General features: G+C 71.4%; 19 protein-coding genes and 1 tRNA gene. 10 read left to right on the plus strand and 10 right to left on the minus strand.

Translation table 11 applies throughout. The features are described 5' to 3' along the window. The first annotated feature begins 18 nt into the window (after window positions 1–18). Entirely contained in the window at window positions 19–648 is a 630-nt protein-coding gene (locus ACIP4Z_RS21950) for a hypothetical protein (protein WP_401310470.1), read from the plus strand. Between the two features lie 125 nt (window positions 649–773). Here ACIP4Z_RS21950 and ACIP4Z_RS21955 read toward each other — a convergent pair whose 3' ends face one another. Both ACIP4Z_RS21955 and ACIP4Z_RS21960 read right to left on the minus strand, forming a co-directional pair. Continuing rightward, entirely contained in the window at window positions 774–2,279 is a 1,506-nt protein-coding gene (locus ACIP4Z_RS21955; RefSeq protein WP_391162381.1) for a DHA2 family efflux MFS transporter permease subunit, read from the minus strand. A 186-nt stretch (window positions 2,280–2,465) separates the two neighbouring features. Next, the gene (locus ACIP4Z_RS21960) at window positions 2,466–3,149 is read right to left on the minus strand and encodes a TetR/AcrR family transcriptional regulator (protein ID WP_401310474.1); all 684 of its coding nucleotides are present in this window, start codon (window positions 3,147–3,149) and stop codon (window positions 2,466–2,468) included. 278 nt (window positions 3,150–3,427) lie between these two features. Here ACIP4Z_RS21960 and ACIP4Z_RS21965 point away from each other — a divergent pair, with 278 nt between their 5' ends. Further along, complete coding sequence (locus ACIP4Z_RS21965; protein ID WP_391043331.1) at window positions 3,428–3,913, plus strand: MarR family transcriptional regulator; 486 nt, start codon at window positions 3,428–3,430, stop codon at window positions 3,911–3,913. Between the two features lie 60 nt (window positions 3,914–3,973). Here ACIP4Z_RS21965 and ACIP4Z_RS21970 read toward each other — a convergent pair whose 3' ends face one another. From ACIP4Z_RS21970 to ACIP4Z_RS21980, 3 genes are all read right to left on the minus strand, one after another. Then, the gene (locus ACIP4Z_RS21970; protein ID WP_401310478.1) at window positions 3,974–4,771 is read right to left on the minus strand and encodes an ABC transporter ATP-binding protein; all 798 of its coding nucleotides are present in this window, start codon (window positions 4,769–4,771) and stop codon (window positions 3,974–3,976) included. Window positions 4,772–4,849: 78 nt separating this feature from the next. Further along, on the minus strand, window positions 4,850–6,436 hold the full coding sequence (locus tag ACIP4Z_RS21975; RefSeq protein ID WP_401310481.1) for a DHA2 family efflux MFS transporter permease subunit: 1,587 nt from the start codon (window positions 6,434–6,436) through the stop codon (window positions 4,850–4,852). 55 nt (window positions 6,437–6,491) lie between these two features. After that, complete coding sequence (locus ACIP4Z_RS21980) at window positions 6,492–6,827, minus strand: hypothetical protein (RefSeq protein ID WP_401310484.1); 336 nt, start codon at window positions 6,825–6,827, stop codon at window positions 6,492–6,494. A 301-nt stretch (window positions 6,828–7,128) separates the two neighbouring features. On the opposite strand from ACIP4Z_RS21980, the gene ACIP4Z_RS21985 reads away from it, so the two are divergent. After that, window positions 7,129–8,466 carry a hypothetical protein gene (locus tag ACIP4Z_RS21985; protein WP_401310487.1) on the plus strand — a complete coding sequence of 446 codons (1,338 nt, stop codon included), beginning with the start codon at window positions 7,129–7,131 and terminating at the stop codon, window positions 8,464–8,466. A 60-nt stretch (window positions 8,467–8,526) separates the two neighbouring features. On the opposite strand, the gene ACIP4Z_RS21990 is transcribed toward ACIP4Z_RS21985, so the two are convergent. Together ACIP4Z_RS21990 and ACIP4Z_RS21995 are read right to left on the minus strand one after the other, a co-directional pair. Further along, window positions 8,527–9,240 carry an FMN reductase gene (locus ACIP4Z_RS21990; RefSeq protein ID WP_401310490.1) on the minus strand — a complete coding sequence of 238 codons (714 nt, stop codon included), beginning with the start codon at window positions 9,238–9,240 and terminating at the stop codon, window positions 8,527–8,529. Beyond that, entirely contained in the window at window positions 9,237–10,346 is a 1,110-nt protein-coding gene (locus ACIP4Z_RS21995) for an LLM class flavin-dependent oxidoreductase (RefSeq protein ID WP_401310493.1), read from the minus strand. The genes ACIP4Z_RS21990 and ACIP4Z_RS21995 overlap by 4 nt, the downstream gene beginning before the upstream one ends. 211 nt (window positions 10,347–10,557) lie before the next feature. Here ACIP4Z_RS21995 and ACIP4Z_RS22000 point away from each other — a divergent pair, with 211 nt between their 5' ends. Both ACIP4Z_RS22000 and ACIP4Z_RS22005 read left to right on the plus strand, forming a co-directional pair. Continuing rightward, window positions 10,558–11,256: a type 1 glutamine amidotransferase domain-containing protein gene (locus tag ACIP4Z_RS22000; protein WP_355337793.1), complete on the plus strand. Its 699-nt coding sequence runs from the start codon at window positions 10,558–10,560 to the stop codon at window positions 11,254–11,256. 73 nt (window positions 11,257–11,329) lie between these two features. Beyond that, window positions 11,330–11,402, plus strand: a tRNA-Arg gene (locus ACIP4Z_RS22005). Between the two features lie 147 nt (window positions 11,403–11,549). Here ACIP4Z_RS22005 and ACIP4Z_RS22010 read toward each other — a convergent pair. The 3 genes from ACIP4Z_RS22010 to ACIP4Z_RS22020 form a co-directional block, all read right to left on the minus strand. Further along, on the minus strand, window positions 11,550–13,391 hold the full coding sequence (locus ACIP4Z_RS22010; RefSeq protein ID WP_401310496.1) for an FG-GAP repeat domain-containing protein: 1,842 nt from the start codon (window positions 13,389–13,391) through the stop codon (window positions 11,550–11,552). A gap of 168 nt (window positions 13,392–13,559) precedes the next feature. Beyond that, window positions 13,560–14,405 (minus strand): class F sortase, encoded by an 846-nt coding sequence (locus ACIP4Z_RS22015; RefSeq protein ID WP_401310499.1) that lies wholly within the window; start codon window positions 14,403–14,405, stop codon window positions 13,560–13,562. Continuing rightward, window positions 14,402–15,181 (minus strand): hypothetical protein, encoded by a 780-nt coding sequence (locus ACIP4Z_RS22020; protein WP_401310502.1) that lies wholly within the window; start codon window positions 15,179–15,181, stop codon window positions 14,402–14,404. The genes ACIP4Z_RS22015 and ACIP4Z_RS22020 overlap by 4 nt, the downstream gene beginning before the upstream one ends. Before the next feature lie 438 nt (window positions 15,182–15,619). Between ACIP4Z_RS22020 and ACIP4Z_RS22025 the strand changes: the two genes are divergently transcribed. From ACIP4Z_RS22025 to ACIP4Z_RS22045, 5 genes are all read left to right on the plus strand, one after another. Next, entirely contained in the window at window positions 15,620–17,065 is a 1,446-nt protein-coding gene (locus tag ACIP4Z_RS22025) for a DUF4331 domain-containing protein (protein WP_401310505.1), read from the plus strand. Window positions 17,066–17,187: 122 nt separating this feature from the next. Beyond that, window positions 17,188–18,615 (plus strand): tetratricopeptide repeat protein, encoded by a 1,428-nt coding sequence (locus tag ACIP4Z_RS22030; RefSeq protein WP_401310508.1) that lies wholly within the window; start codon window positions 17,188–17,190, stop codon window positions 18,613–18,615. Continuing rightward, on the plus strand, window positions 18,612–20,486 hold the full coding sequence (locus ACIP4Z_RS22035) for a hypothetical protein (protein ID WP_401310511.1): 1,875 nt from the start codon (window positions 18,612–18,614) through the stop codon (window positions 20,484–20,486). The genes ACIP4Z_RS22030 and ACIP4Z_RS22035 overlap by 4 nt, the downstream gene beginning before the upstream one ends. Window positions 20,487–20,632: 146 nt before the next feature. Further along, window positions 20,633–20,977, plus strand: coding sequence for a hypothetical protein (locus ACIP4Z_RS22040; protein WP_391043302.1), 345 nt, complete (start codon window positions 20,633–20,635; stop codon window positions 20,975–20,977). A 204-nt stretch (window positions 20,978–21,181) separates the two neighbouring features. Continuing rightward, complete coding sequence (locus tag ACIP4Z_RS22045) at window positions 21,182–21,829, plus strand: sigma-70 family RNA polymerase sigma factor (RefSeq protein ID WP_355337769.1); 648 nt, start codon at window positions 21,182–21,184, stop codon at window positions 21,827–21,829.

The following is a 21,829-nucleotide window of genomic DNA, read 5'->3' on the forward strand; positions in this document are numbered from 1 at the left end:
CAGGGAGACCCCACGCTCATGCAGAAACGACGCATCGGGATCGGCGTGGCCGTAGTGGTCAGCGCGGTGACGCTGGCCGCCTGCGGCTCCGGCTCCAGCTCCGCCAGCGGCAAGGGAGCGAGCGACACGGCGACGACTACCGCGGGCGGCGGTGACAGCAAGCCCGCGGCCAGTTCCGTCTCGTGGCCCGCGCCCGCCGACGCCTCCGCGCAGGTCAAGGCGGCGGGGCTGCCGATGCTCGGGCAGGAGGGGCAGGTGCTGCACATCCACAGTCACCTGGATGTGTTCGTGGACGGCAAGGCCGTCGTCGTGCCCGCCCTGATCGGCATCGACGAGGCCAAGCAGTCGATCAGCCCGCTGCACACGCATGACACCAGTGGCGTCGTGCACATCGAGTCGCCGGTGCAGGCCGACTTCACGCTCGGCGAGTTCATGACCGAGTGGAACGTGCCGCTCACAAAGGACACGCTCGGTTCGCTCAAGACCGGCGGCGGCAAGGAGCTGCACGTGTATGTGAACGGCAAGGAGCAGACCGGTGACCCGGCGGCGATCAAGCTGGGCGCGCACGAGGAGATCGCGCTCGTGTACGGCGTGCCTTCGGACAAGGTGACGGTGCCCAGCTCGTACAAGTGGCCCGAGGGGCTCTGACGGTCGCCGCGCGGGGCTGCGTATGGAATGACGAATGACCAACGGCAGGGCCCCGCCTCATGCTTCACGAGGCGGGGCCCTGCCGTTTTCACGCGCTCACCCCATCGGGTGAGTGCCGTGCCGGGTCAGTGTGCGATGACCGGGATCGGGATGTCCTCGAAGTCGCCTTCGGCGACCCTCTCTCCGGTGTTCTGGACGCCCGCGTCGACCAGGACGAAGGCCAGGACGGCGGAGAGCACCAGGATGGCGGTGGCCCAGTAGATGGCGACCGAGTAGCCGTGGACGGCGGCCTGGTTGACGAACAACTGGTTCTTCAGGTCGGCCGGGCTCTTGGCGTGCGAGCCGATCCACGTGGTGGTGGCGCTGGCCGCGAGGGTGTTCAGCAGGGCGGTGCCGATGGAGCCGCCGACCTGCTGCGAGGTGTTGACCATGGCTGACGCGACGCCCGCGTCCTCGGGGCGCACACCGTGCGCGGACAGGCTCATGGCGGGCATGAACGCCGTACCCATGCCGAGGCCCATCAGGACCAGGCCGGGCAGCAGGATTTCGGCGTAGTTGGAGTCGACCTTGATCTGGGCGAGGATGCCCATGCCGACGGCGGCGACCAGGAAGCCGGGCGCCATCAGGAAGCGCGGCCGGACCCGCAGCATCAGCCGGGTGCCGATCTGCGTGGAGCCGATGACCATACCGCCGACCATGGGCAGGAACGCGAAGCCCGACTTGAGCGCCGAGTAGCCCATGACCTGCTGGAGGTAGTAGGTCAGGAACAGGAACAGGCCGAACATGCCGATGATGGCGAGGCCCAGCGACAGGTAGACGCCGCCCCGGTTCCGCTCGGTGATGACGCGCAGCGGCAGCAGCGGGGCCTTGACGCGGCCTTCCACGGCCACGAACGAGGCGAGCAGCACCACGGAGGCGACGAACAGGCTGATGGTCACACCGGACGACCAGCCGTCGGACTCGGCGCGGCTGAAGCCGTAGACGAGCGCGACCAGACCGGTGCTGGCGAGGACCACGCCGGGGATGTCCAGGCGGTTGCGGTTGCGGCCTTCGGCGGGTTCGCGGATGAAGGCGATGGCGCCGAGGACGGCGGCGACGGCGAAGAAGATGTTGACGAACAGCGCCCAGCGCCAGTTCAGGTACTCGGTGAGGACACCGCCGAGGATGAGGCCGACCGCGGCGCCGGCGCCGGCGATGGCGCCGTAGATGCCGAACGCCTTGGCGCGTTCCTTGGCGTCGGTGAACATCACCGAGATCAGGGACAGCGCGGCGGGCGCGAGCAGGGCGCCGAAGACGCCCTGGAGGGCGCGGGCGCCGAGCAGCATCGCCGTGTTGACAGCGGCGCCGCCGAGTGCGGAGGCCGCGGCGAAGCCGAGCAGACCGACGATGAAGGTGTTCCTGCGTCCCCACAGGTCCGCGATCCGGCCGCCGAAGAGCAGCAGGCCACCGAAGGCGAGGGTGTAGGCCGTGACGACCCACTGGCGGTTGCCGTCCGAGATGCCGAGGTCGGCCTGGGCGGAGGGAAGTGCGATGTTCACCACGGTCGCGTCGAGCACGACCATGAGCTGAGCGATGGCGATGAATATCAGCGCTGTCCAGCGCTTCGGATCGGGCAAGCGTGTTTCAGGCATAACTGATCTCACTAATGGATGCGGAGTGACAGGACGTGGGGACGTGTGTCATCGAGCAGGCGCCGGACGATGCGGATCGTGGTCCGGGATCCGGTCGCGGTGTTCATCGGTCGAGCGGCCGAGAACTGCGCTTCGGTATGTCGGCGAACTTCCCTACGTTATCGCCCGGTTCATGGGCGTTGCGAACTATTTGTTTCCGGCTTTGAGGTCCTCCAGGGTGGCCGCCGTCCCGACGAGTACGGATCCGGCGGGGGCGCGCAGCCCGTCGAGGAAGAGCTGCAGGTGGCGGTGGACGAAGCGGTCGAAGCCCATGCAGCCGGTGCCCGGCAGCGGCCGGGTGAGCTGCGTCAGGGCGACCATCAGGTCACCGACGGCGATGTCGGTACGGAGCAGGCCCGCGCTCTGGGCGCGTTCCATGATGGCGTTGACCGACCGCTCCAGCCGTTCCATCTGCTGGGTGACGGCGGGGTCCTGGCGGTCGAAGGCGTCCGACAGCATCGGGCACAGCGCCCCGATCCGCTCTTCGGCCGCCTCGAAGACGAAGCGGCGCAGCGCGGCGAAGGCGTCGGGCTCCTGAGCGAGGGCGTCTTCGGCCCGCTCGGCGGTCGTGGCCATGACGGTGAGCGTGACCTGGCGGATCAGTTCGGCGCGGTCGGTGAAGTGCCGGTAGAGCGTGGCGTTCCCCACTCCCGCGCGGCGCGCCACGTCGTCGAGCGGCACGTCCGGGCCGAACTCCACGATGGCCTCGCGGGCGGCGGCGACGATGCGCTCGCGGTTGCGTGTGGCGTCCGCGCGCAGCCGCACGGCGCGCGGCCTGGTGCTGCTGGTGGGTGCGGTGGCGCTGGTCGTACCAACAGTGTCGAGGCTCACGGCGGGCGGCTCCTTCCGATCGATCCAGCGGTCGTTCACGGGGGTACGGGCCCCGTCGTTGAAACGGACAAGCACTCCCCGTTTCGCGGTCACCTGATCTAAACGGGGAGCGCGTCCCCGGATATTTCCCGTCACGCTTGTGACCTGCGTCACGCGATTGGCGGGGTTGGCGGGAGGCTTCACCAAAGAGGCGTCCGGTCGTACGAGCCGGACGAGCCCGGTCGCGAACCGACGGCGGGACACGCCATTTTATTGAAGCTTCAAGAAGTGCACGTACCATGAACGCCATGACATGGCTGACCGAAGACGAGCAGGCGACCTGGCGGGCGTTCCTGCACGCCACGACGTTGCTGGAAGACCACCTCGACCGTCAGCTCCAGCGCGACGCGGGCATGCCGCACATGTACTACGCGTTGCTCAGCACGCTCTCCGAGACGCCCGGCCGCAGTATGCGCATGACGGAACTCGCCGAGCGCGCCAAGATCACCCGTTCCCGGCTGTCGCACGCCGTCGCCCGCCTGGAGGGGAACGGGTGGCTGCGCCGCGAGAACTGCCCCTCCGACCGCCGCGGGCAGATCGCGGTCCTCACCGACGCCGGCTACGACGAGGTGGTGCGTACGGCGCCCGGTCATGTCGCCGCCGTCCGCTCCGCGATCTTCGACCGGCTCACTCCCGAGCAGACGGCGCAGCTCGGGGAGATCTCCCGCGTCATCGCCGAGGGCCTGCACCAGCCGGACCGCGCGGACCTGCCCTGGCTGCGCTGAAACGGTCGGTCACCGACCGCGGGAGCGTCAACCTCGCGCCCGTGAGGTCACCCCATACGGTCAGCGCCGCCCGGAGCGGGCGAGCCACCGTCCCTCGTGCCTGCTGACCTCGATCGGCCGCCCGAAGCAGTGGGTCATCGACTCGGCCGTGAGCACCTGCCGCGCGGTCCCCGAGGTCAGCACCCGTCCTTCCTTGAGCAGCAGTACGTGCCCGATCGCGGGCGACAGCTCTTCCAGGTGGTGGGTGACGGTGATGGTCGCCAGACCCGTACGGGTGAGCGCGAGGCGGTGCATGGCGTCGATCAGGTCCTCGCGGGAGGGCAGGTCGAGCGCGTTGAAGGGCTCGTCGAGGAGCATCAGTGCCGGGTCGGCCATCAATGCCCGCGCGACCAGAACGCGGGCCCGCTGACCGCCGGAGCAGACCCCGTACGCCCGGTCCGCCAGATCCTTGATCTCCAGCTCCGCCAGCAGCTCGTGCGCGCGCTCGCGGACCTCGTCGTCGTACTTGCGCCACAGCGGCTGCACCGTGCCCGTGTGGCCGGTCAGGACGACGGTGTGGGCGGTGGCGTCGAGCGGCACCTTCTGTGAGGACGACACCAGGCCGATGTGCGCGCGCAATTCGCGCATGTCGACACGGCCGAGACGGTGGCCGAGCACGTCGACCGTGCCGGAGGTGGGATGCATGAGGGCGCCGATGAGGCGCAGCATCGTCGTCTTGCCCGCGCCGTTGGCGCCCAGCAGCGCCCAGTGCTCGCCGGACCGTACGGTCCAGTTGACGTCGTCGAGGATGACCTGGCCGGTGGTGAAGCGGCGGACGCTGACGGCGTCGAGAGCGGCCACGACGGTGTTGGCTGTCATGACGGCACGGTAGCTGTATCCGCCACCTTCACGCCCCGGGATTCCACGATGTGAGCGGCCGTGCGCGGGAGGGAGGCGTCACATATGTGCGGCGGGCGGGGCGTCGGGTTCGGCGTCACCTGGTGCGGGCGAATCGTCGGGCAGCGTGCTGGGCTGCGCCAGGGCGCGCGGCTTGCCGCGCCGGTAGAGGAAGGCCGTCACCACGGTGCCGACGGCGAAGAAGCCCGCCGCCCACCAATAGGCGGTCGAATAGCTGTGCAACTGGGCCTGTGCGGCGACGGCGGGAGTGTTCTGCCTGCCGACCACGTAGCTGGCGGCGGCGCTGGTGGCGAGGGTGTTCAGCAGCGAGGTGCCGACGGAGCCGCCGACCTGCTGCGAGGTGTTCACCATGGCGGACGCGACGCCCGCGTCCCGCGCTTGTACGCCCGCGGTGGCGAGGTTCATCGCCGTGGCGAAGATCGAGCCGAGGCCGAGGCCGAGGATCAGCAGCGGCGGCAGTACGTGCGCGGGATAGGTGCTGTGCAGGTCGAGCGCGGTCAGCCACGCCATGGCGACGCCGGCCAGGGCCATGCCGGTCGGCACGATCGGCTTGGCGCCGAAGCGCGGCACCAGCACATTGGTGGTGGTCACCGACGTCACCACCATCACGGCGATCATCGGAAGAAAGGCGAGTCCGGTGGAGACCGGCGAGTAGTGCAGGCTCTGCTGGAGGTAGTACGTCAGGAACAGGAAGACGCCGAACATCCCGCCGCCGGAGATGAACATCGCCAGGAACGACGCGCCCCGGTCCCGGTCGGTCACCACCCGAAGCGGCAGCAGGGGATGCGCCGCACGGCGCTGCCAGGTGACGAAGGCGAGCAGCAGGACGACGCTCGCCACCAGGAAGCCCCAGGTCTGCGGCGAGCTCCAAGGGTGCTTCTCGGCGTTGGAGAAGCCGTAGACGATGCAGAACAGGCCGGCCGACACCAGGGCGGTGCCGGGGATGTCCAGCTTGGGACGGTCGGGCAGGGTGCCGCCTTGCAGCAGTCGTACGCCGCCGATGAACGCGATCGTGGCGAAGATCAGATTGACGTACAGGCACCAGCGCCAGTCGAGGTATTCGGTCAGCACACCGCCGAGCAGCAGACCGACGGCGCCGCCCGCGCCCGCGATGGCGCCGTAGATGCCGAACGCCTTGGCGCGCTCCTTGGGGATGGTGAAGGTCGTGGTGAGCAAGGAGAGGGCGGCGGGGGCGAGCAGGGCGCCGAACATGCCCTGGAGGGCGCGGGCGGTAACCAGTACGCCGAAGTTGGGGGCGGCGCCGCCGATCGCGGAGGCGAGCGCGAAGCCGGTCAGGCCGATCAGGAAGACCCTCTTGCGGCCGACCAGGTCGGCGAGACGGCCGCCGAGCAGCAGCAGCGAGCCGAAGGCGAGGGCGTACGCCGTCACGATCCACTGACGGTTGCCGTCGGTGAAGCCGAGGGCCGTCTGGGCGGAGGGCAGCGCGATGTTCACGATGGTGGCGTCGAGGACCACCATGAGCTGCGCCAGGCCGATCACGCCGAGCACCCACCAGCGGTGGGAGGGGGTGCCGACGACACTGCTGCGGCCCGGCTTCCCGTCGGGCTGTGGGCCGCCGCCGAGGCCGGCGGCGGAAGCGGAGGTGTCCGGGCTGCTACGGGCCATGACGGAGTTCTCCCTTGGCGCGACCACCCCCCGGGAACTCCACGCTAGGCGCAGCTCAGCGGCCTCGCCACGCGGGAAGCCGTCGCCCGGACGGCGCAAGGGCCCTGGGCAGTGCCGAGGAGCCGCCGCGGTCCGGTCCCCGTACCGGAACCGCGGCGGCTCCTCCGTCTTCGGTGTCGGTCGTCGCATCCGCGGCGGTGGTCGCCCGCAAGGCCCTGGAGTCCACCGCGACCGCCATCGGACGACCGTCCCGGGTGGCGATGACGGTCACGGAGTGGTCGGCCGCTCCGCGGTCCGCGGTGGCGGCGTGGGCGGGCGTCGTCCGCGCGGCCGGGAACCGCACGGCGGTGGCCGTGCCTGTCCTGTCCAGCAGCAGACGGGTGGTGATCACGCGGTGCGCCCTTCACGAACCTGACCGCCGCGCGACCCGCGCTTCACCGGGTCTGCGGCACCGACACAACGATCAGTAACCGCCCATCCCATAGGACTAACGCGTCGTCACCCGAATGGCGCGACCCAATGAGCGCGACCGCGTGCGCTGAGGTAGCGCCGCACACCGTCACACACCGCGCGAAAGGCGATTTGGCGACAACCCTGACGTACCAACTCCGCGCGCGCACCTGCCCGGCAGCACGTTCCCTGAGAGGAACGGGCCCGGTCGGGCGGCAACCGCACAGGCAGGGGGTACGTGGATGGCGGCGACCACCGACGGACCCGCCGCCGGGGACGGCGCGTCAGGGTCGGGACCGTTGGGTGACGACGAGCGCGCGGAGTTGACGGCGCTGCGGGCGCGGTTGGCGGGGACGCGGTCGCGGCACCGGGTGCGGTCGTTCTTCTCCGCGCTGCTCATCACACTGGCCGCGGTGTTGGCTCCGCTGAGCGCCGTGGCGGTGTGGGCCGCCGACATCGTCGGCAACACCGACCGCTATGTGGCGACGATGGCGCCGCTCGCCGACAACCCGCAGGTGCGGAGGGCCGTCACCGATCAGGTGACGGCGGCCGTCATGGACCGGATCGACCTCGACTCGCTGCTGTCGAGCGTGGCGCCCTCGGATCTGCCGGGGGTGAAGGCGGCGCTGGGCGGGATCAGCGGCCCGATCACGTCGGGGGTGACGGATTTCGTGCACGGCACGGTGGCGACGTTCGTATCGAGCAGTGCCTTCTCGACGATCTGGGAGGAGCTGAACCGGAGGGCGCACGCGACGGTCGTCGACGCGCTGACCGGCAGTAACGATTCGGCGGTGCAGGTCGAGCACAACACGGTGACGCTCGATCTCGCGCCCGTGGTGGCCGGGGTGAAGCAGCAGCTGGTGGACCGCGGGTTGAAGGTCGCCGGGCGGCTGCCCGACGTGCACACCGACTTCACGTTGCTGAAGTCGGACGAGATCGGGCGGGTGAAGACCGGTTTCCGGGCGCTGCAACTGGCCGGGGACTGGCTGCCGGTGGTCACCGTCGTCATCGCGGGCGCCGGGGTGCTGCTGGCCGTACGGCGTCGCCGCGCGCTGGTCGCCGCCGCGCTGGGTGTCGCGGCGGGGGTGGCCGTGCTCGGCGTCGCGCTCGCTCTCTTCCGCACCTTCTACCTCGACCACCTCTCCCCCGATGTGCACCATGCGGCCGCCGCGCCGATCTACGACCAGGTGGTGCGGTTTCTGCGGGCGAGCGTTCGGATGGTGATCACCCTGGGGGTGGTGGTGGCGCTGGGGGCGTGGCTGAGCGGTTCGGGGCAGTGGGCGGTACGGGTGCGGTCGATGTGGGAGTCGGGGATCGCGGCGGTGCGGGAGGCGGCGGGGGTGCGGTCGACCGGGCCGGTGGGGCCGTGGGTGGACCGTTTCCGTGTCTGGCTGCGGTGGGTCGTCGTCGCGGTCGCCTCGGTGGTCCTGGCGCTGTGGCCGTATCCGACCGGCATGGTGATCTTCTGGATCGCGTTGGTGACGGTGGCGGGGCTCGCGGTCATCGAGTTCCTGGACGAGCGTCCGGCCGTTGATACGACCGGCGGGGGTGAGCGCGGAGCCGGGGCGTTGACGTCGTAGTTGACGCCGTCGTCGGGTCCCTCGCCCCGGCTCCGTCGCACGGTCACTCTTGTGGCGCCGTCACCCTTGCGCGCCGAGTGCCGCCAACTGCTCGGCGAACGGCACGACCTCGTCGTCGGCACCGGCGCCCATACCGGCGTCCGTCGTCGCGCGCCCGCCCGGCGCCGGGCGGGACGGTCGGGAGGTCATCAGGGCGGCGAGTTCGGCTCCCGCGCGGTCGATGCGGGCGGCGAGGGTGCCGTCGACAGCGCTGCTCCCGTTGCCGTTGCCACCACCGCTGCCGCTGCCTGCCGTGCCCCAGTCCTCGGAGGCCGCGTATACGGCGGTCGGTACGACGATCGCGCGCAGGTAGGCGAACAGCGGGCGCATGGCGTGTTCGAGGACCAGGGAGTGGCGGGCGGTGCCGCCGGTGGCGGCGGCCAGCACCGGGGTGCCCGCCAGTGCGTCTTTGTCGACAATGTCGAAGAACGACTTGAACAGGCCGCTGTACGAGCCGGTGAACACCGGGGTCACGGCGATCAGGCCGTCGGCGCCGGTCACCGAATCGATTGCGTCGCGCAGATGATGCGCCGGGAAGCCAGTGAGCATGTTGTGCGCGATGTCGTTGGCCAGGCCCCGCAGCTCGATGACCCGTACGTCCACGTCCACGTCACCGTCGACATGGCGGCGTACCGCCTCCGTCAGCCGGTCGGCCAGCAGCCGGGTGGACGACGGCTGGCTGAGACCGGCGGTGACGACGGCGAGCCGACGTCGCTCGATCGGGTGGTGCGTCATGCCCGGGCCTCCAGAACTTCGTCGGCGATGTCGGCGTCGCGGCGGGCGAGCAGCGAGGCGTGGGTGGGGGCGTCGGGCACCTCGGCCGGGCGGCCCTTGGCGAATTCGGCGCGCAGGACGGGGACGACCTCCTCGCCGAGCAGGTCGAGCTGTTCGAGGACGGTCTTGAGGGGCAGACCGGCGTGGTCCATGAGGAAGAGCTGGCGCTGGTAGTCGCCGACGGCGTCGCGGAAGGTCAGGGTGCGTTCGATGACCTGCTGCGGGGAGCCGACGGTCAGCGGCGTCTGCTCGGCGAAGTCCTCCAGCGACGGCCCGTGCCCGTAGACCGGGGCGTTGTCGAAGTACGGCCGGAATTCCCGTACCGCGGCCTGCGAGTCGCGGCGCATGAACACCTGGCCGCCGAGGCCGACGATGGCCTGCTGCTCGGTGCCGTGGCCGTAGTGCGCGAAGCGGCGACGGTAGAGGTCGACCATCTTCTTGGTGTGTTCCATGGGCCAGAAGATGTTGTTGTGGAAGAAGCCGTCGCCGTAGTACGCGGCCTGCTCGGCGATCTCCGGGCTGCGGATGGAGCCGTGCCAGACGAACGGGGGCACGCCGTCCAGCGGGCGGGGCGTCGAGGTGAACGACTGGAGCGGCGTACGGAACTTGCCCGCCCAGTCGACGACGTCCTCGCGCCACAGCTTGTGCAGCAGCGCGTAGTTCTCGACGGCGAGCGGGATGCCCTGCCGGATGTCCTTGCCGAACCACGGGTAGACCGGCCCGGTGTTGCCGCGGCCCATCATCAGGTCGACGCGGCCGTCCGCCAGGTGCTGGAGCATCGCGTAGTCCTCGGCGATCTTCACCGGGTCGTTCGTGGTGATCAGCGTGGTGGAGGTGGACAGCACGATGCGCTCGGTGCGGGCCGCGATGTAGCCGAGCATGGTGGTGGGCGAGGACGGCACGAAGGGCGGATTGTGGTGCTCGCCGGTCGCGAAGACGTCCAGGCCGACTTCCTCGGCCTTCCGCGCGATGGTGACCATCGCCTTGATCCGCTCGTGCTCGCTCGGCGTCCGTCCGTTGGTCGGGTCCGTCGTGACGTCGCCGACCGTGAAGATCCCGAACTGCATCACACCCACCGTCCTGTCGCACTCACCCTGTTTGGTTGAGCATTCAACATCCCGAACATTCCGGCCACCTTACCTATTCCCCTGACCCGGCCGCACCCGGCCCCCGCCGTATCCGGCCCCCCGCCGCACCCGGCGCGAGCCCCCGCCTCGGCGTACGTTGGAAACGCCCGCCCCACCCGCCCCCAGCGACACGGAAGAGAGAGCCACCTCCATGGCAAGGATCCTGTTCGTCCTGACCGGAGCCACCCACTGGACGCTCGCCGACGGCAGCGCGCACCCGACCGGCTTCTGGGCCGAGGAGGCCGTGGTCCCGTACCGGGTCTTCACCGAGGCGGGCCACGAGGTCGTCGCCGCGACGCCGGGCGGGGTCGTACCGACGGTGGACCGGGGAAGCCTCGCGCCCGAGTTCAACGGCGGCGAGGAGGGCGCGGCGGCGATGGCGGCCGAGCTGGCCGGGATCGCCGCCTTCCAGCACCCCGTGAAGCTGTCCGACGTCTCGCTCGACGACTACGACGCGGTCTTCTACCCCGGCGGCCACGGCCCGATGGAGGACCTGTCGGCCGACGCCGTGTCCGGCGCCCTGCTCAACGCGGCCCTCGCCTCGGGCAAGCCGCTCGGCATCGTCTGCCACGCGCCCGCCGCGCTGCTCGCCACCGCCACCGGGCCCGGCGGCGCCTCCCCCTTCGCCGGTTACCGGCTGACCGGCTTCACCAACGTCGAGGAGACCCAGGCGGGCTTCGCCGACAAGGCCCGCTGGCTCCTCCAGGACCGGCTCGTGCAGCTCGGCGCCGACTTCCAGGAAGGCGCGCCCTGGGCGCCGCACACCGTCACCGACCGCAATCTGCACACCGGTCAGAACCCGGCCTCCGCCGGTCCCCTGGCCGCCGAGATCCTCAAGACCCTCGGCTGACGAACCGGCCTTCCGCCCCGCCCCCGGGCCCCCGACCGGCCACCGCCGACCCGCTACACTGACGCCTGTCCCCGCCCCAGTAGCTCAGGGGATAGAGCACAGCTCTCCTAAAGCTGGTGTCGCAGGTTCGAATCCTGCCTGGGGCACACCGGAAGCAGCAGGTCACAGCCATGAGAGGCCCTCCCGTTGTCGAACGGGAGGGCCTCTTTGGCCGTGGAAGTCGGCACGGGGGCCGCTCGGAGACGGCACCGGTGCCCCACGGAGACCGCACGCCCCCGAGGGGACCCGGCCGGTCAGCTCATGTTGTTATACGCGTTGCCCGTGTGGGCGTCGGAGATCGCGCGGGGGGCGAAGGGGCGGGCGGGGTCGCCGGTGCCGGAGTAGAGGTAGACGGTCTTGGTGGCGGCCCGGTAGGCGAAGAGGTCGGCCTTGCCGTCGTGGTCGACGTCGCCGGCGCCGGTGAGCTGGGAGTACGTCTGCCAGCCGGAGCCGATCCGGGTGCGGCGCTCGAAGGTGCCGTCGGACTTGCCGAGGTAGAGCCACAACACGCCGTCCTTGTCGCGGGCGACGAGTTCGCCCGCGGGTCCGCCCGCGAGGTCGCCGACGGCGGTGAGCTGGTCGTAGCCGGTCCAGCCGGTGCCGACGCGCACGCGGGGCTCGAAGGGGCGGGCCGTGCTGCCGGTGCCGCGGTAGAGCCAGAGGGCACCGGTCGCGTCGACCGCGACGAGATCCGGGCGGCCGTCACCGGTGAGGTCGCTGCCGCCGGTGAGATGGGTGTACGTCTGCCAGCCGCCGCCGACGCGGACGCGCGGGGTGAGACCGCCGTCCTCGCGGCCCGAGTAGAGCCACAGGACCCCGTCCTTGTCGCGGGCGACGAGTTCGGGAAGGTAGTCGGGGCTGTTCGTCCCCGCGATGTCGCCGACGGTCTCGAGCTTGTCGTAGATCTGCCAGCCGCCGCCGATCCGCGCCCGCTGGCGCCCGTCGGCGGCGCTGTCCCGCCACAAACCGCCCGAGGCGTCGCGGCCCAGCAGGTCGGGCAGGCCGTCGTTGTCGAAGTCGTGCAGGGCGGAGGTCGGGGTGCCCGCGTGCGCGAGGAGCCGCGCGAACGGCCGGCCGTTCGGGTCGAGGGCGACGCGGAAGACGCCCGCTCCCTGGGCGGAGTCGCTGCCCTGGACGATCCGCGCGGCGCCGTCGGGGACGGCGTACGAGGCGTCGGCGCGGTCGAGGAAGGTGACCTTCTCGCCGGTCCCGACACGCAGGGCCGTCGTCCCGTACGTCACCCAGTCGCCGAGCAGGCCGATGGTCAGATCCGTACCGGCTTTCACGCCCGGCACGGGCACCGCGGTGTCCGCGCCGGTGGTCCGGTTGCGGACGACCACCCGCAGCGTGTTCGCGGCGGTGTCGTCCTCGATCCAGGCGAGGCGGTTGCCGGAGATCACCGGATTCCGCGCCTGCCGCGGGTAGGGGAAGGTGAGGGTGGCGGTGGTCAGGTCGATGAGGCCGAAGCGCCGGTCGCTCTCCCCGGTCCCGGTGGGGACCAGGCCGTGGGTCGCGTCGCCCGGCCGCACCCGCCCGTAGTCGGTCCCCTCGGGCAGGCCCTGCACGGCGCGGTTCGCCCCGTCCGCGGTCTCGACCCACAGCTTCGTGGCGCCCCGGACGAACAGCGCCCGGCCCGCGACGCCCCCGTAGAGGCTGTCCAGCCCGTCGTCGACCGTCCGCAGCGCGAAGGAGGTGCCGGTGGGCATGTCCAGCACGCGGCTCCCGGACGTGTCGCTCGTGGTGGTGACGGTGTCCCCCGAGATCTCGGCGATCCCGTTGGCGGTGTCGAAGCGCAGGTCGCGGACCGGGCCGGGCCCGTACGGGGTCCAGCGGAGCTTGCCGTCGTCGCCGTCGTGCGGGACGTACGTCCAGAAGCCCTGGGTGCCCGCGGACGCCAGCGTGGCGCCGGGCGTCATCGGGAGCAGGCCGCTCACCCCGGACGTCGCGGCGGACGCCCGCGTCGCACCCGCGGAGGCGGAGGTGGTGGCGGTGGCCGTGGTGGTCAGCGAAACCGCGCCCAGAGTGACGGCCAGGACGGTGGCGGTCGCGCCGACGAGACGGCGGCGCCCGGTGCGGAGGGAGAGCGGGGAGACCAAGGAACGTTCCTCCTGTGCGTAACGGGGTGAGACACCGCCCTTGGTGTCCCACCCCGTCCGACAGCCGACCCGTCGGGTTGGTTGTGCTCTGCGGTCAGATGATCAGAGGAAGTCAATACGGCGTCGTGCGGGTGAAGTTGGGGACACCCCGGTCTCCGTGAGCCGTTCTCAGGTCGCGAGGTGGGCGAAGACCACGGTGTTTCCCTCGTAGGAGTGATTGCGCGCGTTCCAGTCGGAGCAGGTGATGAGCCGGAGTTCGGCGTCCGCGGTGTTGCCGTAGACGTCGAGGGTCGGGAACCGGGCCTTCTCGTAGGAGCGGACGGCGTCGACGGTGAAGACGGCGACTTTGTGGTCGGCGCGGGTGACGCGGATCTGCTGCTCGGGCTTCATCGCGCCGAGCCGGTAGAAGACGGCGGGGCCGGTCTCCTTGGAGTCGACGTGGCCGAGGATGACGGAGGGTCCGGTCTGGCCGGGGGCGGGCGAGTTGCGGTACCAGCCGGCGCGCAGCGGCTTGGAGGGGACCTCCAGGCTGCCGTCCTTGTTGAGGCCCAGGTCCAGCAGGTCGGAGTGGACGCCGATGGCCGGGATGTCGAGGGCGACCGGCTTGGACGCGGGCAGGGTGCCGGGCCGGGTGGGCGTCGGACCGGCCGCTTCGGCCGAGGCGGCGCCGCTCGGCGGGGCGGGCATCGCGGCCATGTCGTGGCCGGACATCTCGTGACCCGACATGTCGTCGCGCGGTGTGCTTCCCGCGACGGCCGGGCCCGGCTGCGGCGGCGGGTTGCCGCCGCCCCCGGTGGTCCCGGCGAGTACGGCGGTGACCCCCGCGGCGACGCAGACCACCGCGAGGACGACGAGCATGACCGCCGTACGTCGCGTGCGGCCCACGCGGGCAGTGCGGCTGGCGCGGAGGGTACGGCCGGTATGGCCGTCGCCGGTCGTACGTACGGTGTCGTCCGTACGGCCGGTCTCGTCGTCCGGGCCGTCCTCGTGCGCGGCGGCGGCGTCGTCACTCATCGGGTCGTGACGCCCCTGCGGCGCAGGGCGAATCCGCCGATGCCGAGGCCGACCAGGGCGGCGGCGCTGCCGCCCGCGACCATGCCGGTGTGGATGCCGCTTCCGGTCTGCGTGGCGCCGTCACCGGTGTCCGCGCCGCCGCCGGGCATCGAGGTCATCTGGGAGACGTTGAAGGCGCCGCAGAGGGCGGGGTCGGTGGCCTCGGCGGGCAGGGTCTTGTCGAGTTCGCTCGCGCCGAGCACGTTGTCGTACTTGCCGTTGCCGTTGTAGTCGATGCCGTGCACGACCAGGACGGCCTTGCCGGACTTGAGGTTCGCGGCGACGTTGTCGGTGACTTCGAGGGTGCGGCTGTACTTGACGCTCGAACCGGCCGGGAAGCGGTCGACGGCCAGGGCGCTCTTGGGGGTGCTGTCGCCGCTGGTGGTGAGCGAGGTGCCGATCATGCCGTAGTCCTTCATGGCGTCGGCGACGTTGATCGAACTGTGGCCGTTGTGGTCCTTGGCCTCGGACGGCTTGGGACACACGCCGGCGCCGTCGACGTGGATGTGCATGGCGTGCGGGGAGCCGCCGCCGACCAGGCCCGACGCGGTGACGGTGATCTTCGCGGTGTTGCCGGAGAGCTGGATCATCGCCGTGCCACGGCCCGTGACGTGGTTGGCGGTGATCGGGTCCAGCGACGCCTGGTACGTGGTCCAGGGGACGTCGGTGTCCGTCGGTGCCGCCCACGCCGCCGCCGGGAAGGCCAACGGGACTGCGGCGACTGCTATCGCGGTCACGACACGTGCGCTGGTGGATCGCATGGTGGTGCTGCCCTTCACTCGCGGATTCGCGGAGTCGGCATGGCGTCGGCTCCGCGACCGGAGGCGGGTGCCTCCGCACTGGCATTCGGAGCGGTGGGGGGCGCGGATTGGTACGGGTGTGCCCATGACCTCTTTACGGCGGTACCTCCGCGTCCGGGCATACGGACATATCGCATACGTATGTCCGTATGCCCGGGGAGAGCCGGAGCGCCGTGCGCCGCGCACGACATGACGCGCCGTCAACATCGGCACCATCGCCAAGCCGGACGGCGCACCCCTGGCATCCGTATCCGCATATTCGCCCGATCGGGGACAAAAACCTCTTTCGGGCAATCCGGCACCTCCCCTGGAGACGAACGGGGTGCAGGGACCGGTCCCGAGGCCGGACTCTTCACCCCCACAGAAAGACCACCCATGAGTTCACGCAAAACACCGGGCATCGTCGGCCGGTGGAAGTCGGCAGCGCTGCTGCTGACGCTCGGCACGGCGATCGCGGGAGCGGCGCTCGCCGGTCCCGGTACGGGCGTCGGCCAGGCGTCCAGCCACCGCGAGGCGCCGCTGATCGCGGCGGACCCACAGGTCGACAACACCGACCTCTACGCGTTCTCCAGTCCTGACAAGTCGGACACGGTGACGCTGGTCGCGAACTGGTACCCGTTCCAGGAGCCCAACGGGGGGCCGAACTTCTACCCGTTCGCCACCGACGCCCAGTACGACATCAATATCGACAGCCAGGGCACCGGCAAGGCGGACCTCACGTACCGCTGGACCTTCCGCAACGAGGACCGGCGCGGAGACAAGACATTCCTGTACAACAACGGCGTGGTGAACAACCTCAACGACAAGACGCTGCTGTTCCGCCAGCACTACACGCTCCAGGAACTGCGCGCGGGCAAGCGCCCGGTCACGCTGGTGAAGGACGGCATCGCGACGCCGTCGAACGTCGGCAAGGCGTCGATGCCGAACTACGGGCGGCTGCGCGGCCAGGCGACGCGGAAGCTGCCCGGCGGCGGTCAGACGGTGGCCTCGCAGGCCGCCGACCCGTTCTTCCTCGACCTGCGCGTCTTCGACCTCCTCTACGGCGGGAATCTGTCGGAGACCGGGCACAACACGCTCAAGGGCTACAACGTCAACACCCTGGCGATCCAGGTCCCGAAGTCGGCGCTGGCGCTCAACTGCAACCCCAAGCGCAACCCGGTGATCGGCGTGTGGAGCACCACCTCGCGCCGCACCATGAACCTCTCCCCGGGCAAGCAGACGGCCAGCGGCCCGTACGTGCAGGTCTCGCGGCTGGGCAACCCGCTGGTGAACGAGGCGGTGGTGCCCGCGGGTCTGAAGAACGCGTTCAACGCACTGCCGCCGTCGCAGGACCACAACCAGCCCAAGGTCGTGGCGAAGGTGCTCAACCCCGAGCTTCCGATGCTGATCCAGTCGATCTACGGGATCCCGGCGCCCGCGACGCCGCGCAAGGACCTTCAGGAGATCTTCCTGACCGGTATCGCGAAGGCGGCGAACGGCCCGCTGGCCGTGGACCTCAACTCGCAGCTCATGAACCAGGACGCCGACAAGAAGCGGTTCGTCCCCGCCGAGGAGCTGCGGCTGAACATGTCCACCCCGGTCACCGCGAAGCCGGACCGTCTCGGCGTGCTGAACGGCGACTTCCAGGGCTACCCCAACGGCCGCCGCCTCGGTGACGACGTCGTGGACATCGCGATCCAGGCGCTGGAGGGCGCGACCCCCGGCCACCTGATCCAGGCGCTCGCCGCGGGTGACGGCGTGAACGGACCCGGCGTCCCCTTCGCCGGCACCTTCCCGTACGTCGCGCTGCCCTACACCGGCTCGGTCAACCAGGCCGGCTGAGCAAGCCACCCGGCGTGGGCACCTGACAGGCCCACGCCGGGTCCCTCTCCTCCGGTCCGACCGCCCCACCCGTCCGACCGGCCGGAGCCCCTGTTCGCCCCGAGCGGAGAAAACAGACCCCCATGCGCCGCCTCGCCCTGATCGCCACCACCGCCGTGCTCTGTGCGGGCCTGACCGGCTTCGCAGCGCTGGAGCGCTCGGGCGGCGCCTCGTCCCCGCCGCCGTCCGACGCGGTCCCGGGCCAGAGTTCCGATACGGGTTCCGGTACAGGTTCCGGTACGGGTCCCGGCCCGGACTCCGGCCCGGACTCCGGCCCGCAGGCGGCGCCGTTGAGCGTGGACGCCATCGTCGCCAAGCTCCAGAGCACGCTGCGCGCACAGCCGAACGACGCCTCCTCCTGGGCCCAGCTCGGCTCGGAATACGTCGAACAGGCCCGGCTCGACGTCGATCCGACGCTGTACCCGAAGTCGGAGGCGGCGCTGCGCAAGTCGCTCGCGCTCCAGCCGCGGCACAACACCGCCGCGCTCACCGGAATGGCCGGACTGGCCAACGCGCGGCACCAGTTCGCGCAGGCCAGGACGTGGGCGGACAAGGCGATCAGCGACGACCCGTACGCCTGGGCGCCGTACGGCGCGCTCAACGACGCGCTCACCCAGTTGGGTGAGGACAGCGCCGCGCAGGACGCCGTGCAGCGGATGCTCGATCTGCACCCGTCGACGGCGTCGTTCACCCGGGCGTCGTACACCTTCGAGCTGCACGGGCGCACCGCGGACGCGGAGCAGGCGCTGCGGCGGGCGCTCCAGGACGCGACGACGGCGGCCGACCAGGCGTTCTGCCACCACTACTTGGGCGAGCTGGCCTTCAACACCGGCAAGACGCGCGAGGCGCTGCGGGAGTACCGGACGGCGCTCGCGCTGGATCCGACGTACACCGCGTCGCTGGCGGGCGCGGCCAGGGCGGAGGCCGCGCTCGGGCGGACGGACCAGGCGGTCGCGGACTACCGGACGGCGATCGACCGGGTGCCGCAGCCGCAATATGTGCTGGAATTCGGCGAATTGCTGGAGTCGCTGGGCCGGGCGCCGGAAGCCAGGGCGCAGTACGGGGTGCTGGAGGCGGAGCAGAGGCTGTTCGCGGCCAACGGCGTGGTGGACGACCTCAACCTCGGCCAATATCAGGCCGATCACGGCGACGCGGACCTCGCGGTGAAGCTGCTGAGCGCCGAGTGGGACCGGCGGCACAGTGTGCTGGTCGCGGACGCGCTGAGCTGGGCGCTGCACCGGGCGGGCCGTGACGGCGACGCGCTGCCGCTGGCCGAGCAGGCGAACCGGCTCGGCTGGCGCGACGCGCTGCTGCGCTACCACCGGGGCGTGATCGAGCAGTCGCTCGGCGACGACGAGGCGGCGCGTACGGACCTGGCCGGGGCCCTGGCCGCGAATCCGGCCTTCTCGCCGCTGTACGCGCCGGACGCGCGCGCCCGGCTGACCGCCCTTCAGAAGGATCAGAAGGAACCGGCGGCACAACCACCGCAAGGACGGCGAGGACAGCGATGACGACCCCGATCCGTGCCCGGCGCGGCGCGGCCCTGCTGCTGGTGGCGGTGCCCTCGCTGCTGTGGCTGGCCGCCCCGGCCGTCTCCGCCCACCCGCTGGGCAACTTCACCGTCAACCGGTACGACGGTCTGACCGTACGCCCCGACCGGATCGACGACCTCGCCGTCGTGGACACCGCCGAGATCCCCACGCTCCAGGCCAAGGCCGCCATGGACACCGACCACGACGGGGCCCTGAGCCCGGCGGAGGCCGCGGCCCACGCGCACACCGCCTGCACCGACCTGGCGCGCGGTATCGACGCGACGCTCGGCGGCGACACGGGCGCGGCCGGCGGTTCGGGGAACGCGGGCGGCGCCGGGGACGCGCGGCGGGCCGAGGCCCTGCGGTTCGGGCTGACGGACGCGTCCTTCCGGCTGGTGCCCGGGCAGGCCGGGCTCGACACCGGACGGCTGGAGTGCCGGCTGTCCGCGCCCGCCTCCCCCGGCCGCGGCGACACGATCACGCTGGCCACCGGCGTGGACAGCAGCCGGATCGGCTGGCACGAGATCACCGCGCACGGCGACGGCGTACGCATCGGCTCCTCGGACGTCCCTGCCGTCTCGGTCTCGCGCGAGCTGCGCGCGTATCCGGCGGACCTGCTCGCCGACCCGCTGGACCAGCGCCGTACGCGGCTCGTCCTGGGCTCGGGTCCCGGGGCCGTCGCGGCCGTCGCGCCCGGCACCGGCTGGCCCTCCTCCTGGTACGCCGCCCTGGACCGGCGACTGGGCGCGCTCACCGACCACGACCGGCTCACCCTTCCCGTCGGGCTGCTCGCCGTGCTGATGGCCATGGTGCTGGGCGCGGGGCACGCGGCGCTGCCCGGTCACGGCAAGACCATCATGGCCGCGTATCTGGCGGGCCGTCAGGGGCGTCCGCGCGACGCCGTCACGGTCGCGGGCACGGTAACGCTGACCCACACCGCCTCCGTCCTCGTCCTCGGCATCGCGCTCAGCGTGTCCTCCGCGCTCGTCGGCGAGGACGTCCTGGCCTGGCTCGGCACGGTCAGCGGCATCGTCATCACCGCGGCCGGTCTGTGGCTGCTGCCGTCGGCCGTCCGGGTCTTCCGGGCGCGGCAGGCGGAGCACGGGCACGCGGGGGGCGCGGCTCACGGTTCGCACGGCCACGGCCACGAGCCCGGACACGAGCACGGACCGGGACACGGGCACGGACACGGACACGGACACGCGCAAGGACACGGGGCTGAGCACCAGCACCCGCACCCGTCGTCCGGCCCGCTCGTCGAGGTCCCCGAGGGCGCCGAGGGCATCACCCAGCAGAGCGCTGCCACGACCGTCGCCACCACGCGGGTCGCGGTCCTGGACGAACGGGAGGCCCCCGAACACGAACCCGACCACGAGCACGGCCTTGAGCACGGCCTTGAGCACGACCACGGCCACGACGGTCACCACTCGCACCACACCGACGATCACACCGCCCACGAACACCCGCACCCCCACGGCCTCTTCGGCCACGGCCACCATCACCACTCCCACTCCGCGGGCGGCACCCGCAAGCGCGGCGGTCTCATCGGCATCGGCATCGCGGGCGGCCTGGTCCCCAGCCCCTCGGCGCTGGTCGTCCTGCTGGGCTCGATCGCCCTCGGCCGTACGGCGTTCGGCGTGCTGCTCGTCGTCTGCTACGGCCTCGGCATGGCCGCCACCCTCGCCGCCGCGGGCCTGCTCCTGCTGACGCTCAGGGACCGCTTCCCCGCGCTGAGCGGCGGGAGATGGCACGCCGTCGGCGCGTGGAGCGGTCGCCTCACCCCTCTGGGCACCGCGCTGCTCATTCTCGCCGTGGGCGTGGGAACCGCCCTGCGTGCGATGCCCCTCTGACGGATCGACAACACCCGCACCCGTTGTCCCACGGACGCCACAAGGACAGAACCATGCGCACACCCTCGCGTACGACGACCCGCACGACTGATATGACCGGCACGACCCGCGCGGCCACGCGTACGGCCACACGTACGGCCACACGTATGACACCGCCTACGTCACCGCGTACGGCCTCCCGCCCGGCCGCCCTCCTCGGCGCCGCCCTGACCGCCGCCGTCCTCGCGCTCGCGCTCACCTCCTGCGCCGCCGACCGGCACACGGGAGCGCTGGTCACCGGCCCCGCGAGCCCGCGTCCGACCTGCCGCGTCCACCAGGCGACGCTGCCCGACCGCGACTACACGGCGGGCAAGAACAGCGACCCGATGGCCGTACTGTCGATGCTCCGCTACTACACGGCCCAGCACGCGCTGCCCTATTGCGACGGAAAACCGGCCAGCCGTCAGGACGACGCCTGGGACACCCTCTACGGCGACCTCACCCGGCGCTGAGCGCGCCACCGGCCCCCGACTCCGCCCATGACCCCGGCGGACGGCCGACGGGCGCCACGTCAGGGCGCCCGCACATCCGTACGTCCGTACCCCCTTTCCAGGTGGCCATCGGGCGGAGCGGCCATACCTGAGGACCGGGGCCACGAACTCCCCTTGGTCCGCACGGCACCCGGTTCAGCACCGGGCGCTGAGGAGGTGAGCCGAATGCCGGACGCAGGTCCGACGCGTCTCCCGTCGCCGCCGGAGGCGGAGTGCTGGGAGAGCGACGGCCTCGAACAGCACATGCTGGCGGCGGGACGCGGCGACCAGGAGGCGTTCACCGCGCTGTACACGCTGCTCTTTCCCATGGTCAGGTCGCTGGTCCAGCGGCGGGTGCGGCTGCGCGCCGAAGCCGAGGACATCGCCCAGGACGTCATGGCCGAGGTGTGGGCGAAGGCGTCGCTGTACCGGCCGGAGCAGGGGAGCGTACGCGGCTGGGTCGTCACCATCGCGCACCGCCGTGCCGTCGACTGGATCCGGCGCAACGCCGTACTGCTGCGCAGTGAGGACCTGGCGGCCCGCAGGACGCGGCTGCCGGCCGGCGACAACGTCCTGGACATCGTCGAGCGGCGCATGAGGCAGGCGGCGGTGCGGCGCGGGGTGAGCGTGCTGACCGATCTGCAACGGGAGGCGATCCACCTGGCGTTCTACGCCGAGCGCAGCCACCAGGAGGTCGCGGAGACGCTCGGCATCCCGCTGGGCACGGCCAAGTCCCGTGTCCGCAGCGCCCTGACGCGTCTGCGCCGCGACCTCGGTCTCGACCTGGACCTGAACCTGAACCTGGATCTGAACCTCGACCTGGACCGCAAGTGA

Origin of the sequence: Streptomyces sp. NPDC088910, assembly GCF_044749865.1 — a bacterium.
GTDB lineage: Bacteria > Actinomycetota > Actinomycetes > Streptomycetales > Streptomycetaceae > Actinacidiphila.